1 protein-coding gene is annotated in these 414 nt (G+C 72.2%); it reads right to left on the reverse strand.

Going from position 1 to position 414, the window contains the following annotated elements; genetic code table 11:
* Positions 1–43: 43 nt before the first annotated feature.
* Positions 44–414, reverse strand: a 371-nt coding sequence (locus G3I71_RS48730) for a response regulator transcription factor (RefSeq protein ID WP_164325412.1), incomplete at its 5' end; no start/stop codon positions are given.

Here is a 414-nt window from a genome sequence, read left to right on the forward strand (position 1 = left end):
TGCGGCCCGGGCGCGCGCGGGGCGTCCGCGGACCCGGTCCCGGTCACGCCGACTCGCGCAGCAGGTACCCGACGCCGCGGCGCGTGTGGATCAGCGGCGGCAGGCGGTGGCCGTCCGCGTCGGTGAGCTGGTCGATCTTGCGGCGCAGGTAGGAGATGTACGACTCGACGATGTTCGCGTCGCCGCCCCAGTCGTACTGCCACACGTGGTCGAGGATCTGCGTCTTGGACAGCACCCGGTTCGGGTTGAGCATGAGGTAGCGCAGCAGCTTGAACTCGGTGGGGGACAGCTCGACCTCCTGGCCCGCGCGGCGCACCTCGTGGGTGTCGTCGTCGAGCTCGAGGTCGGCGTACCGCAGGAGGTTCGACGCGGCGCCGTCGTCGGGCTGCGTGCGGCGCAGGACCGCGCGGATCC

Origin of the sequence: Streptomyces sp. SID12501 (genome assembly GCF_010550245.1) — a bacterium.
GTDB lineage: Bacteria > Actinomycetota > Actinomycetes > Streptomycetales > Streptomycetaceae > Streptomyces.